Origin of the sequence: Vreelandella sulfidaeris, assembly GCF_042429665.1 — a bacterium.
Classification (GTDB): Bacteria; Pseudomonadota; Gammaproteobacteria; order Pseudomonadales; family Halomonadaceae; genus Vreelandella.
The window spans coordinates 200,229-212,936 of sequence record NZ_JBHMAC010000011.1; the positions used below are offsets into that span (position 1 = coordinate 200,229).

Consider the following 12,708-nt stretch of genomic DNA (forward strand, 5'->3'; position numbering starts at 1 on the left):
TCAATCAACCAGTTCAACACCTAAGCTTTCCAATAAACTCAACGCTTCAAACCGTGAAAATTTAGCTTTTTTAATATTATTTTCTAACACGTCAATTACGTATGCTGTTGACTCACTGAAATCGACACTTTGCAAATCTGTCCTCATAAATAAACTATTGCTGAAGTCACTATAAGTCATGGTTGAACCTACAAAGCTTCCTCCTCGAAAATCAACATCATGCACCTTGCATTCGTCAAAAACCAATTCATTTAAACTCAGTCCAAAGAAAGACGAGTCATTTAAAATACAACGCTTGAAACTTAGCTCAAAGTCTAAGTGGTAAACCGGCCAAGTCGCCTTGGTCCAATCAACGCCAACCAGTTTACTGTCTTGAAATGTAAGCGCAAATAGCTTTGAATTTGAAAAATTGACCAGACTTAAATTACAACGTTCGAAACTGCAGTTTGTGAATTTACATTTCTGAAATATAGACGCTGAGAAATCACAATCAGAGAATTGGCAACCTTCAAACTCGATACTATTGTAGTGTTCTTCAACTGAAGAAAGTTCCTCAAAAGTAACGTCGAAATAGTCTTCATTATTCTTTAAATATTTCATCGTATCCTCTGAATAGGCTAACAGTGATTACACAACCCGATGCATACATTATTGAACGTGCCCGCTCTTCCTGCTCGCTTAAATCATACTTTATGCATAAATTTGGCTTAGGTCACGCGTCTTTGCTGAATCGTTGCCAGGGCGCAATAGTGGCATGTGCCACCTGCCCCGGTTCCGCCTGCCCCAACGATCAGCGGCGAAAGTACTAACAATGCCCAGATCGAAACGACCTCTTCGCCCCTCCAAGACACTGATATTCGCCAGTGCATTCGCGGCATTTTATCTGAAGTCGAGTGATGGGTAGCCGTTGAGGTCAGCGTAGCCCAAGTCGTAATCACCTTATCAGGGGAAACGGCCAATGATAAAAAAGCCCAGTAACCGCAAACTCACAGTGGTGATTGACGCACTAAAAATGGGGGTATGACTCTTTTACGTTATACTGCACCACTTTTTTCTTTTCGATATCCCATACGACACTCTGTCAGAGCTTCCCATGCCCTTTGCAAAACTAGGCTTATCCAGTCCTCTGGTTCAAGCGATTACCGAACTCGGTTACACCACGCCAACGCCCATTCAGGAACAAGCAATTCCTGTCATTCTCTCGGGTCAGGATTTAATCGCCACCGCGCAAACCGGAACCGGCAAAACTGCCGCCTTTGTTCTGCCTCTGCTAGAGCAATTCAGTACAGCAGGCACGTTACGCGGCAAACGCATACGTGCGCTGATCCTGGTGCCGACCCGCGAATTAGCGGTTCAGGTCGAAGCCAATGTGGCTCAATACGCTAAACACCTGCACTTAACGTCTATGGCGATGTATGGCGGTGTTGATAGCGAGCCTCAAAAAAAGCGCTTGATAGAAGGGATTGATATCCTTGTCGCCACCCCGGGCAGATTGCTGGATTTAGCTCATCAGCGTGCGCTGCACTTTGATGAACTTAAAGCCCTGGTGCTGGACGAAGCGGACAGAATGGTCGACATGGGGTTTGTCGACGATATCAAAAAAATCATGGAACGCTTGCCTGACAATCGTCAGAACCTGTTGTTTTCGGCCACCATGACCGGCGACGTTCGGGCGCTGGCCTACGGTTTTTCAGATAGCAAGATGACCGATCTGGCGGCTGACATCTCCATTTCTCCCAACATCCGTGCCGCCGCTAATATCAAGCAATGGCTAATCACGGTAGACAAAGACACCAAGTCCGCCCTGTTGAGTCACTTGATCAACGAGCAGGAGTGGGATCAGGCGCTGATTTTTACCGAGAAAAAACACAATGCTGCCAAGCTGGTTGCTCAACTGGAAAAACGTGGCATCAAGGCAGACTCCATTCATGGTGACAGAAGCCAAGCCATGCGCGAAAAGATCTTGGCTCAATTCAAATCGGGCGAGCTAAAGTACCTGATCGCTACAGGGGTTGCCGCGCGTGGTTTGGATATTGGTGAACTGAGCCGTGTGGTCAATTACGATTTACCCTTTCAGCCAGAAGAGTACATCCACCGCATTGGCCGAACCGGCCGCGCGGGTGCCTCAGGTGAAGCCATCTCTTTAGTAGACATGAGTGACTTTAAAAATCTTTGTGCCATTGAAAGGCGATTAAACACTATGATTGAGCGCAAAGAGATTGCAGGCTTTCCGGTTCGAAAAGCAGTCCCCGCGTCAAACCTGAATTATAAAAATAAGTAATCATTCGTACGTAACAAATAAGCTCACCTGTTAAATCAATAAAAGGTGAGCTTATCTGCTAATTTTTTGCAATTAGCGTCTATTTTACCAACGCGCAGAGGCCGTCTAAGGTCTGACTAGGCTGAGGCGGGTGAAAACGCGTTCAATAGCTCGGCATTGGTCGGGTATTTCTCCAATAGCTCCAATAACTTCTGCGCCCCCTCGGTTGGCTTGAGCTGTGTCAACGCTCGACGCAATGTACGTACTTTTTCGATATCCTTTGCATCAATCAAAAGCTCTTCACGGCGGGTACTGCTCTTGGCGATATCGATCGCCGGAAAAATCCGCTGATTGGCCACGTCGCGTGACAGCACGATCTCCATATTGCCCGTGCCCTTGAACTCCTCGAAAATCACCTGATCCATACGGCTTCCCGTATCCACCAGCACGGTAGCCAGAATCGTGAGCGACCCACCGTTTTCGATCTTTCGCGCGGCTCCAAATAGCTTGCGCGGTATTTCCATCGCGCGGCTATCCAACCCACCGGACATGGTGCGACCGTTGCCCCGCTGCTCGGCATTATGAACTCGCGAGAGTCTCGTAAGAGAATCAATCACAATCATCACATCATGGCCTTCGCCGGCTTGCCTACGCGCCGTCTCAAGAAGCTTATCGGCCATTTGCACATGGTGGGTGTAGCTCTCGTCTGAAGACGATGCATGTACGTCTGCCGTCACGCTGCGCCTAAAATCTGTCACTTCTTCAGGGCGCTCATCGATAAGCAAGGCATACAGTTTTATGTCCGGGTGCGCCTCTGCCACGGCTTGGCAGATATGTTTTAACATCGTCGTTTTGCCAGAACCTGGCGGCGCTACGATCAAGCCCCGCTGCCCCATCCCGATGGGCGTAATCAAATCCATCGCTCGCGAAGTGCGCTGGTTGGAACCAGGCTCTAAATTAATGCGCGGGGAAGGATGGATAGCGACGCCATTTAAAAAACGTTTTTCGGGATCATCAAGGAATTGTTCTTCCACTTCGTCGGCGGGCTTGGCATCCACCTCTCTTTTCGCCTTCAAACCTAGTATTTTTCTCGTCATAAGATCGATGGATCGCCTTGAGTAATCTGGGTTTATAGAATAACGGCAGCGCTTTGGAAATGATATTAGTCTCTAAGCACCACTGTATCCCCGGCAAGATGTGATGACTTTTGAGATTGCGTATCTGTTAGGCGCTGTACGATAAGCTGGGCGTTATGATTGACTGCTTGAACATGACTAGCCGCCCGCTTTAACGAGTGGCTTAAAGAATTACAATGGATTTGCTATGGCTCGATACGAAACGCTGAAAAAACATCCGACGGCAATGCTGTCAGCAGTTTTTTTTAGAATTTCATCCGCCATACTGATGACGTATTTTTGAGTCAGAGTTCTCCGGTGCTAGTGCCGTGCACTTTGTCATGCGCTAACCGAAAAAACATGCGTACTTGTCTTCAGCCACGATATTGATGAAATCAGTAAAAGACTTAACGTTAGGCGTCGGTTCATATCCATGCCACTTGAGATCGGCTCGTTGCCAAAATATCTTCCAGTACCCTCGGGATTTTACAAAAGTGGCCTTTGCCACTGATGCTTCCATCTTCTGCGAAGGGTCACGCCAGTGTGGCCGTATCTCAAATAGCTCAATGCTCTGACCCTCTATCCTGTACCCAAGATCAAGCTCGTGTCGGATGTGTGCCGGAGGTCGGTGCACCTTTAAGAATGCCTTGATCTCTTTCTCACATTTTTTAATTTCGAATTCACTTAATGCCATGATGATTCACTGATTTCTGATGGTCACATTACGCTATGCTAATGCGCACCGCCTGTGGCGTCACCATTGAGCGGGTTGTTAGCAGATTCTGCCTGAAGACGCTCCACCAGCCACACCTTGATGATGGATTGGCGGGTAACACCATAGCGCGCAGCTTCACGATCCAACGACTCCACAACCCAAGCCGGGAAATCGACGTTGATTCGCTTTTGTTCCTGATTAATGCGGCGAGCAGAGGACAGATCCAGGTCATCAATGATATCTTCTTGACCTTCCTCAAATTTTTTATCGAAGTCTTTAGCTTTCATAGAGTTCTACCTCCTTCTTACGGGAACGTCTGACTGAAATCAGACGAATGTGAGCATCCCTGTACGTGACGATAGCCGACCAGTGCTTTTCACCAATCTTACCTACCAGCAAAAACCTCTGCTCATCCTCCGATGTTGCTCGGAGCTCCAGCAGGTATGGATCTTTTCACAGCCCTTGGGCAGCAACGAAATCGATACCGTGCTTGACCAGGTTGCCCCGGCTTTTGGCTTCGTCAAATTCAAATTCCCCCATAAGTACAAATTATTCCTTTTTTACTCACGTCGCAAGATATGAAAGGAGACTTCAGCGGCTAGCGCTGATGGTAACCGGCGCCGGAGCATCAAAGGTACTGACTTTCGAAAAGTGACCAATGCCGCACCACCACGTGTTGTCAATAAGCTAAACGATAGACCAAGAAAGCGGCTGGGATACCGATCGCCAGCCCAGGTGTTCTTTGGTGAATACTCAGGAGCACTAAAAACCGCAGGTGCTGCACTTATTAGTTGAATTCAGGAATTCAGGACCTGCTTGAACAGTTTGTTTTGTTATAGCGACTAGTTACCAATGCTCTTGGACATATTGAAACCAGTAATCACAAAGCCGACTTCTTGGTATAGCTTGAGCGCACGCTCATTTTGATAAGCTACTCTTAGCTTTATTTGATTAACACCAACCTCTTGCAACTGCTTCTCCAACGCAGAAATAGCTAGAGTGCCATAGCCCAAACCACGATATTCATTGAACACAAAGAAATCAGATATATAAGCCGACTTATCTGCAGCATTAATTGAATGCCACAAATAACCAACATGCTTTAGCTGTCCATCAAGTTCAACATCAATGCATAACAATGAATGCTCACTCCCCTGTAAACCATTAGGAAAGCAACGATGGAGATCCTTTTTAGCCAGTTCAATTGCCAACTCTGTGGAGTGTCCATAATTCGCGGCTATTTCCCGGCTATAATCGTCGATAAAGTACTGACAATAAACGGGATATTCATCTTGCCGCATCTCCCGAAGTACAACCATTTATATTCCTTTTAATGCAATGAAATCCATCCGCAACATAACGCAAAGGCTTAAGGGCCGGCTTCGAGGCGCGCCGCGCCGTAAAGACGGTCGCCGTACAGCTGCTTATTATGTAGTTTCGAGGGTTGCACAAAAATTCAAGATTTCTTGCACCACCTCATCAGGTTTCTCTTCAATGACGAGGTGGCCTGCATCATCAAACACGCGAAAAACCGATCCCGGGATCAAGCCATGTAGCTCTTCCCCTCGCTCCAGCGGTATCCAGCTATCCTCCCGCCCCCACAGGATCAAGGTAGGGGTAGTAATCGAAGGATAAAGCGATTGGACTTCGTCGGTATATTTAGAGTCTGCTTGAGCCATCTGACGATAGAAGGCTGTCTTGCCTTGCTCGCCAGTCCACGGTGAAACGATCCCCTCCAGTGTTGGCTCATCAAGAGGCTTGAAAGCAGCCGTTTGCACGTAGGTACGGACAACAGCTTCGTGAATACAGTCGGGAAGTCCTGAAAAAGCGGCTTCATGTATGTTTACATGACGGAAAAATGGCGAACCCCAGGGAGAAACTGCGACCGGATCAATCAGAATCATCTTCTTAAAAAACCGTCCATTGAGAAGATGAGTTCTGAGCGCGGTAGCGCCTCCAAAGTCATGACCGACAATAATCGGGTCGTCCAGCTCCCAATGAGTAAGTAAGCTATCCAACACCTTATTCTGCACACCCAGCGACACGTCGCCTTCAGAGGTACAAGATTGGCCATAGCCCAGCAAGTCAAAAAAATAGACCGTGTACTTTTTGGAAAGCTGCTGTATCAAATGTCGCAGATTGAATGACGACCACGGAGTTCCATGAACAAGGACCATTGCCGGGCCTTCGCCCAACTGGCCATAACGAACTTCCCGCCCGTCGAAGTCATAAGAATTAGAAAGTTTCCAGTTGTCCAATGCTTGAACTCCTTTTCTACATAACGCCACGGCTCACAGACGGAGGCCTCGGAGCACAGCGTAGCAGGCGTCCCATTGACCACCTTGTTAAGCCTAGACTTTATAAATAATCACAATGGGTGCCAGACTATTTAAAGCTAGTCAGTTTGGTTAAAAATAAATAGATCTGACCCCATTGGTGATTCGTTGCCAACTTAACTTTCTACCGGCTAGCTTTCCGGCGATCCAACGCCGCGCCAATGTCCTCTTCGTGCTCTTCGCCCCAGCCGCAAAGCGGCTCCATGGCCCGCACCAGACTTGCCCCGAAGGGTGTCAGTGAGTAGTCGACGCGCAGCGGGATCTCACCATAGTCGGTTCTCTCCACGATGCCGTCGGACTCAAGCTCCTTCAACTGCTGGATCAACATTTTGTCGCTCACGCCCCGGACGCTTCGCTTGAGCTCGCCGTAACGCGTCGGGCCCTTGTTTAAAAAGAACAGAATCAACGGCTTCCACTTTCCGGAGATCACGTGCAGCGTCGCATGCAGGCCGCAAATAAAGCGTGGGTTTTCTGAGTTTTCTTTCGCCATAACCATACTTACCAAAAGGTGCATACTTGAACATTAGTAAGTGATTTATATATCGTTAAAGCGAATCTAGTCAACACACACGGAGACCCCAACATGAATCGGCTAAACGGTAAAATCGCACTCATCACCGGCGGCGCCAGCGGCATCGGCCTAGCCTCGGCCCAACGCCTCATCGACGAAGGCGCCTTCGTCTTTATTGTCGGACGGCGCCAGGACGTCCTCGACAACGCGGCTGAGGCACTGGGATCCAACGCCCGTGGTATCCAGGCGGACGTGACGAAGCCGGAGGATCTCGACCGTGTATTCGAGACAGTGCGGAAAGAGAAAGGGAGCCTGGACGTGCTGGTGGTCAACGCGGGCGTCGGCGAGTTCGCAAGCTTGGGACAGATCACCCCCGAGCACTACGACTACATCTTCGATATCAATGTCAAAGGCACCCTCTTCACCGTCCAGAAGGCCCTGCCGCTGATGAAGAAAGGCGGCTCCATCATCCTCACCGGATCCACGGTGGGCAGCATGGGCACCCCGGCCATGAGCATCTACAGCGCTTCCAAGGCGGCCGTCCGCAATCTGGCACGCAGCTGGGCCCATGACCTCAGGGGAACCGGCATTCGTGTGAACGTCATGTCTCCTGGCCCAACCAAAACAGACAAGGTGATGGAACTGCTCCCGTCCGAAGCCCTGAGCGAGATGAAACGGGCCATACCGCTTGAGCGTCTGGGCAATCCCAAAGAAACCGCAGCCGCAGTGGCGTTTCTGGCGTCCGACGATAGCAGCTTTATGACAGGGAGCGAGGTATTCGTTGACGGGGGCTACGCGCAGGTTTAGCGGCTAAGTGGGAAACGGGAGGCAATGAACCAAAAGGGGTCAGATAGATTTTAAATCAATCAGCTTGGTTAAAAAACAGACTGCCCCATTCACATTGATCAAAATAAAGTCGATCTGACCCTTTTAATTTTGGCCTCCACTGTACATAACGACCAAGCTCAGTGGTGCGGACGAAGAGCCAAGGAAAGCAGATCGCGTCTAATCCGCGCCACTGCAGCGCCTTGTTAGGCGTTGCCTTCGCCCCCCGCTCAACCATTTTGCCTAATCCTGAAAAATCTAGCGCAGCTATAGACTGAATACCGCAAGAAACGGGTCGGATTGGAAGAAAATCTTATCAATGATGGTCGTCCTATCCCTAACGAAAATTCATTGATTGAGGTATTCCTAATGGTCCGTTTTGTAGCTCTTGATACTGCCTCCGTACGGAGGCTCCAGAATGGGGGCCTTGACGCCAACGGGCAACCGTGCGAACAGGCGACCTCCACAGGGGCCGGAACACCTTGTCGCCACTGCCTTCGACACATTGAGGAAGGTGACAAATATCTAATACTGTCGTTTCGGCCATTTTCTACACTTCAGCCCTATTCCGAGCAGGGTCCAATATTTCTGCACGCGAAGGAATGCGAGAGGAGTGAAAGCGACAGAGATCTCCCTTCAATTCTCGATAGCGCTCAATACATTGTCCGGGGGTACGATTCATCCGACAGAATAAGGTATGGAACAGGGAAGGTTACCCAGAGATCGCTGATTTCGGACTACGCAGAAGAGCTTTTTGCGGATCCAAGCGTTGCTTATCTTCATGTGCGGTCCTCCGCAAACAACTGCTACCAGTGTCGAATCGACAAAGAGTGAACTGATTCACGACGCACTCTAACCCATCCGTATTCGCCGCGTTCGGTTTCAGCGCCTAACGTCGCCTTAAGCGGTGAGTAATTGTTGGCTAAAATGTGAAGCGAAGCGTAACCGAGCCAACTGTTACGAATCCGACTTTAAGGCCTTGTTAGCAATCTTGTTTCGATTGCAAGCGTACAATGATTCCATAATAAAAATGGAAATATTTCTGATTATATTCTCAAGAGAATCATCAATGACTAAGTATCCCGTCTTCTTGACTTGCGCCTCATGATTTTCAAAAACATCGAGAATCATGTTAATCGACAGCAAACAATCATCATTACCGCTATAGTGTTTCGCTAGGCGCTCAATTCTTCGATTTAGTGATCGCTTGGTTTTATCATCATAAAATCCATTTGTATGGGCTATTTGATTCCTTATTAAATTCAAAAGGCTCCACATAATTTCTAGGGATCTAATATCGAAAAATATCTTACTTCTAGCATACAATTCTTTTTCAAATTCCTGAACAATATCAGCCTCGGAGATGCTTTTTCCTAAGCAAAATTCGATTATTTCCGAGCCTTTTATAAACTTATTGCGAGGATTAACCAAATCTATATAGATGGTTTTTAAACTATCTTCGATTAAAAAGAAGTAGTTTAAAAATGTGGATGAATTCAAACCTCTCAAAATCATTTCTCTATTAGAGAGTGAGTATTTTTTTGCATCTTGAGTAAATAATTCTGATGCAAAAGTCCTATTTTCATTCTCTTGAACTGATTCTCCTGGGTCAATATGGGCACCTGAACAAAAAATTCGATACGCTTTTCGTTTTTCTTCAGAACCAGCGGGAAGACCTTGAATCATCCCATCAATATCTCCATCCATGTCTGCTTTTGTCATACCTTCATAAGTTTCAGGCAACAAACTACATTGAGACACGATTGCAGTAACCGTAATTAAAGAGTACCTAGATAAAAATGACTCATAATAAGGAAAAATACCTTCTTCAGGCTTCAATACATCAATCAAACAACTTTGCAGCAATGTCATAACTATTCGTACCCACCCTTCTGATTGCTAACGCTCGCTTCAGCCGCAGCTGGTATGGAGCGATTTTTGTGTTATTGTTTGAGCGCAAGCGAGTAACACAAAAATAGCGTAGTACCAGCTGTCGGCCTGCAAGCGCTTGTTAGGTAAATCCAGCACGGTTTTTATAATTCTTAATCCATAGCGCAATATCACCAAATGCCCTCAAGCGAAGTTGATATTCATGACGTTTTTGAAACGCCATTGCATCAGGTGAAAACGAAGACGTTGTAATAAGCATCGCACTATTTGCTTGATGGTCACATAATGTACCGTATAAAGTCCTAACCAAATCTACACCAATTTTTCTGTCCTTTCGGTATCTTTTTGCTTCAACCAAACACAGCATCTTTCCAAGATCGGTATCCAAATAGGCCAAGATATCCTTTCCTCCATCACGAGTAGCTTTGGTAAGCTCTACCTCCCAACCCATATCGGATAAAAGGCTTGCCAATAGCTCTTCAAATTGACGGGAGGATAAGTCGTATATAGATTCGGGCTTCATCCTTAGTTTGTCGATTAGCTTATCCGTAGCGCTCATTATCGTCGGCCGAATGGCCGTTATAATTTTCTCCTCCGGCAACAAAAAACCATCCGAAAAATTGTATAACTGACCGCCTAATACGCTTAATATTTCCTTACCTTCTTCTCCAGCTAACATTTTGGCAAGCAGTTCCATTGCCAAAGGGTTTCCATGAGAATTCTTAATGGCTAAATCTAACTGCTCTGGAGTTAATATTTTCTCCAGAAGACCTTTAATCAACTCAGATGCGTAATTCTCAGATAGATTATCTAAATTTAGGTTACTCACACGATCCAAGTGCGGTAAAGATCGTGCTATAAAAATAAGCCCTCTTGTGGCCTTAATTTTATAAATTCTACTTATAGCGAATTTAATATTATCTTCACTAAGCCCATCGGCACCATCAATTACTACACAAAAACTACCACTAGGTCGGTTTTCATATAATTGATCGATGAAAGCAAATAATGCTTCTTCGGAATTTCTTTCTTGTTCGAGATTCAGCCACAATGGTTGGGATGCGATTCGACTTGATGCAAGAAAATATTTTACGAGGCTAGTTTTTCCTGTGCCTGCACTTCCGGTTACTGATATAGCTCGATGAGATCTACCAAAAAAATTAGAGCGGAGCCATTCAACTTCCGAATCTCTACCAACAAACCTTGAATCGATTACTCTTTGATATTCAAATTCGTCCATAATCTCTAGAGTTACCTAACAGTGATTATACGTCCAACCACATAACATCAATAAACGCGACGGCACATTCATTGATGTTATGCAGCCTAAAAAAATAATCATTACTCATTGTTTTATAGAGTTTATAAAAAATTTCAGGCAGCATATTAATTATTCGCGTGCCCGCTCGTTTTGCTCTGCACAATCATACTCTATTCACAAATTTACCTTCGGTCACGTAGTAATTTAGTGACAGCAGTCAGCAATAGGTCGTAGTACAGCGTTGAATTCAGTCGGGATATTGCCAGGAGATATGAGGAGCGCGATGGCAAAAGAGAGTGAGGATTGCGACGGTACCGGGGCAGCTACCGCTGCCTTAGCGCGCTGAAGCGTGCTCCTACAAAACCAGCCATTAGCAGTCGAAAGGAAAAGGGGGATGTAGGCCGTCAGGTTGGGCCTGCATAGGGATAGCCTGCGTTATACTTTCAACACGTACTTGAGAGTTTCGACTACCTGCTCAAAAGCTGTACACAACCCTTTGGCACTGCCATCGACTTCTTTAAGCGGGTTGATAATATCTTCGCTGCACAGGATGATTTAGGGCTTGCCAGCGCCTCACCTTTCATTTCCACTCAAGCTTGAGGTCTTTATGTGACTGGGCACAGTCTCGCAGGTAGAGATTAATCAAGCTCTGATAAGGTAGATCTTTTTCTTCTGCTAGATTTTTGAAGTACGCGATAGTGTCTTCATCCAGCCGGATTGTGACCTGCTTTTTAAGCTTTTTGGCATATGGGTTTTTGACTGACTCTGAAAAATCGTAATGGTCACGCATGTCTATACCCTTCGTAAGTTTTTCGCTCTCGCTTATTCGCCTTTCGCGCTGAGATAATGCGAATGGTCTCACCACCTCTAATGCAATGGCATACCACCAACAGACGAGAATGAATGCTCGTGCCGAGTAGTATGAATCGATCTTCCTCTTCAGAATGATCGGGATCTGATATCAGACGGCCAAACTCGTCTGTAAAAGCAGTTTTGGCCTCTTGGAACGAGACGTCATGCTTTTCGAGATTGGCGGCATCCTTCTTTGGATCCCATTCAAACGTTAGATGGCTCATGCACTACATTGTAGTTACAAGGTACGTATTATCAAGAGCAAAATGGCGGCATCGGGGCAACTGGCGCTGCCCTTCGCGCGGGGCTCATGCGGGTGCCTCATTGGCTCGTACCTCGCCAAATCGTTACGCCGCGCTACGGGGTTGCTGACTGCTGTGGCGAAATCATCGCGCGCTGAAGCGTGCTCCTACAAAACCAGCCATTAGCAGTCGCAAGTAAAGAGGGATGCAGGCCAGGTTGGGCCTGCATAGGGATGGCTTGCGTTATGCTTTCAGCACGTATTTAAGCGTTTCGACAACCTGCTCGGTGGTGGTGCACCAGGCTTGGGCACCGGCATCGACTTCTTTCAGCGGATGAACGATATCTTCGCTGTGCAGGGTGATGTAGGGCTTGGCGAGTGCCGAGCAGTAGCCCGCATCAAATGCTGCGTTCCACTGCTTGTACTTATCGCCGAAGCGCACGACAACCAGATCAGACTGCTCGATCAGTGTGCGGGTACGGATGGCGTTGACCTTGGAGGATTGGTGGTCGCGCCAGAAGCCGCTTTCCGGCTTGCCCAGGTGGTCGCCTGCAGCATCAGAAGCATCATGGTCGGTAACTGGAGCGGTAAACACGATATCCAGGCCCGCGGCTTCTGCGCCGCGCTGGATTTCGTCGCGCCAGTCAGTGTGGATCTCGCCGGATAGATACACGTAAAAACTCATGGCGTACTCCTTAACTT

The 12,708-nt window shown here is 47.2% G+C and carries 17 protein-coding genes and 1 pseudogene; 4 read left to right on the forward strand and 14 right to left on the reverse strand.

Annotated elements, in window-relative coordinates; all coding sequences use genetic code 11:
* Entirely contained in the window at positions 1 to 600 is a 600-nt protein-coding gene (locus ACFFLD_RS12865) for a pentapeptide repeat-containing protein (protein ID WP_386041251.1), read from the reverse strand.
* Positions 601 to 1,093: 493 nt separating this feature from the next.
* On the opposite strand from ACFFLD_RS12865, the gene ACFFLD_RS12870 reads away from it, so the two are divergent.
* Positions 1,094 to 2,281, forward strand: a complete 1,188-nt coding sequence (locus ACFFLD_RS12870; RefSeq protein WP_386041253.1) for a DEAD/DEAH box helicase — start codon at positions 1,094 to 1,096, stop codon at positions 2,279 to 2,281.
* A 116-nt stretch (positions 2,282 to 2,397) separates the two neighbouring features.
* Here ACFFLD_RS12870 and rho read toward each other — a convergent pair whose 3' ends face one another.
* The 4 genes from rho to ACFFLD_RS12890 form a co-directional block, all read right to left on the reverse strand.
* Positions 2,398 to 3,357, reverse strand: a complete 960-nt coding sequence (gene rho / locus ACFFLD_RS12875) for a transcription termination factor Rho (RefSeq protein ID WP_386041255.1) — start codon at positions 3,355 to 3,357, stop codon at positions 2,398 to 2,400.
* A 364-nt stretch (positions 3,358 to 3,721) separates the two neighbouring features.
* On the reverse strand, positions 3,722 to 4,069 hold the full coding sequence (locus ACFFLD_RS12880; protein ID WP_386041257.1) for a DUF3024 domain-containing protein: 348 nt from the start codon (positions 4,067 to 4,069) through the stop codon (positions 3,722 to 3,724).
* 38 nt (positions 4,070 to 4,107) lie between these two features.
* On the reverse strand, positions 4,108 to 4,377 hold the full coding sequence (gene brnA / locus ACFFLD_RS12885) for a type II toxin-antitoxin system BrnA family antitoxin (protein WP_386041259.1): 270 nt from the start codon (positions 4,375 to 4,377) through the stop codon (positions 4,108 to 4,110).
* Positions 4,367 to 4,531, reverse strand: coding sequence for a BrnT family toxin (locus ACFFLD_RS12890; protein WP_386041552.1), 165 nt, complete (start codon positions 4,529 to 4,531; stop codon positions 4,367 to 4,369). The genes brnA and ACFFLD_RS12890 overlap by 11 nt, the downstream gene beginning before the upstream one ends.
* Before the next feature lie 189 nt (positions 4,532 to 4,720).
* On the opposite strand from ACFFLD_RS12890, the pseudogene ACFFLD_RS20565 reads away from it, so the two are divergent.
* Positions 4,721 to 4,885 (forward strand): annotated as a pseudogene (locus ACFFLD_RS20565) (IS30 family transposase); the annotation flags it as partial.
* Positions 4,886 to 4,932: 47 nt separating this feature from the next.
* Here ACFFLD_RS20565 and ACFFLD_RS12895 read toward each other — a convergent pair.
* From ACFFLD_RS12895 to ACFFLD_RS12905, 3 genes are all read right to left on the reverse strand, one after another.
* Positions 4,933 to 5,409 (reverse strand): GNAT family N-acetyltransferase, encoded by a 477-nt coding sequence (locus tag ACFFLD_RS12895; RefSeq protein WP_386041261.1) that lies wholly within the window; start codon positions 5,407 to 5,409, stop codon positions 4,933 to 4,935.
* A gap of 108 nt (positions 5,410 to 5,517) precedes the next feature.
* On the reverse strand, positions 5,518 to 6,348 hold the full coding sequence (locus tag ACFFLD_RS12900; RefSeq protein WP_386041263.1) for an alpha/beta fold hydrolase: 831 nt from the start codon (positions 6,346 to 6,348) through the stop codon (positions 5,518 to 5,520).
* A 202-nt stretch (positions 6,349 to 6,550) separates the two neighbouring features.
* Positions 6,551 to 6,922, reverse strand: coding sequence for a winged helix-turn-helix transcriptional regulator (locus ACFFLD_RS12905; RefSeq protein ID WP_386041554.1), 372 nt, complete (start codon positions 6,920 to 6,922; stop codon positions 6,551 to 6,553).
* Between the two features lie 87 nt (positions 6,923 to 7,009).
* On the opposite strand from ACFFLD_RS12905, the gene ACFFLD_RS12910 reads away from it, so the two are divergent.
* On the forward strand, positions 7,010 to 7,744 hold the full coding sequence (locus tag ACFFLD_RS12910; protein WP_386041265.1) for an SDR family NAD(P)-dependent oxidoreductase: 735 nt from the start codon (positions 7,010 to 7,012) through the stop codon (positions 7,742 to 7,744).
* Positions 7,745 to 8,131: 387 nt separating this feature from the next.
* Positions 8,132 to 8,596 carry a DUF1203 domain-containing protein gene (locus ACFFLD_RS12915; protein ID WP_386041556.1) on the forward strand — a complete coding sequence of 155 codons (465 nt, stop codon included), beginning with the start codon at positions 8,132 to 8,134 and terminating at the stop codon, positions 8,594 to 8,596.
* Positions 8,597 to 8,719: 123 nt separating this feature from the next.
* Here ACFFLD_RS12915 and ACFFLD_RS12920 read toward each other — a convergent pair whose 3' ends face one another.
* From ACFFLD_RS12920 to ACFFLD_RS12945, 6 genes are all read right to left on the reverse strand, one after another.
* Positions 8,720 to 9,634 (reverse strand): hypothetical protein, encoded by a 915-nt coding sequence (locus ACFFLD_RS12920; RefSeq protein WP_386041267.1) that lies wholly within the window; start codon positions 9,632 to 9,634, stop codon positions 8,720 to 8,722.
* Positions 9,635 to 9,773: 139 nt separating this feature from the next.
* The gene (locus ACFFLD_RS12925; RefSeq protein ID WP_386041269.1) at positions 9,774 to 10,892 is read right to left on the reverse strand and encodes a restriction endonuclease; all 1,119 of its coding nucleotides are present in this window, start codon (positions 10,890 to 10,892) and stop codon (positions 9,774 to 9,776) included.
* A 456-nt stretch (positions 10,893 to 11,348) separates the two neighbouring features.
* Positions 11,349 to 11,468 (reverse strand): YtoQ family protein, encoded by a 120-nt coding sequence (locus ACFFLD_RS12930; RefSeq protein ID WP_386041558.1) that lies wholly within the window; start codon positions 11,466 to 11,468, stop codon positions 11,349 to 11,351.
* Positions 11,469 to 11,493: 25 nt separating this feature from the next.
* Positions 11,494 to 11,778, reverse strand: a complete 285-nt coding sequence (locus tag ACFFLD_RS12935) for a BrnA antitoxin family protein (RefSeq protein WP_386041271.1) — start codon at positions 11,776 to 11,778, stop codon at positions 11,494 to 11,496.
* Positions 11,696 to 11,989 carry a BrnT family toxin gene (locus tag ACFFLD_RS12940; RefSeq protein ID WP_386041273.1) on the reverse strand — a complete coding sequence of 98 codons (294 nt, stop codon included), beginning with the start codon at positions 11,987 to 11,989 and terminating at the stop codon, positions 11,696 to 11,698. Before ACFFLD_RS12940 ends, ACFFLD_RS12935 begins: the two co-directional genes overlap by 83 nt.
* Positions 11,990 to 12,250: 261 nt before the next feature.
* On the reverse strand, positions 12,251 to 12,691 hold the full coding sequence (locus ACFFLD_RS12945; RefSeq protein WP_386041275.1) for a YtoQ family protein: 441 nt from the start codon (positions 12,689 to 12,691) through the stop codon (positions 12,251 to 12,253).
* Positions 12,692 to 12,708 lie beyond the last annotated feature (17 nt).